This window comes from Treponema sp. SP13 (assembly GCF_050938355.1).
Lineage (GTDB): Bacteria > Spirochaetota > Spirochaetia > Treponematales > Treponemataceae > Treponema_D > Treponema_D socranskii.
In genome coordinates, this window is the sequence record NZ_JADOVM010000022.1 from 1 (window position 1) to 438 (window position 438).

Consider the following 438-nt stretch of genomic DNA (forward strand, 5'->3'; position numbering starts at 1 on the left):
GAAAACTTTGAAAATAATGTTCTGTATCATTATCCATTCATTGGAGACAAATTAATTATTGGAAAGTTTTGTGCCATTGCCCGAGATGTTAAGTTCATAATGAATGGTGCAAATCATAAAATGAATTGTTTCACAACATATCCATTTTCAATATTTAGAAATGGATGGGAAAAAGTAACACCAGAAATGGAAGAGTTACCAATTAAAGGTGATACGGTAATTCAGAATGATGTGTGGATTGGTTATAATTCTTTAATAATGCCCGGACTAAAGATAGGTAATGGTTCAATAATTGCATCAAATTCTGTTGTAGTAAAAGATGTAGAACCATATTCAATCGTTGGAGGAAATCCTGCAAAATTAATACGAAAAAGATTTGATAATGAAATTATTGATCTTTTAGAAAGTATAAAATGGTGGGATTGGCCAATAGAAAAA

Annotated in this window: 1 protein-coding gene; it reads left to right on the forward strand. The window is 30.1% G+C overall.

The features are described 5' to 3' along the window. Positions 1 to 438: CatB-related O-acetyltransferase (locus IZU26_RS13020; protein WP_433279583.1), on the forward strand; the 438-nt coding region annotated here is incomplete at both ends.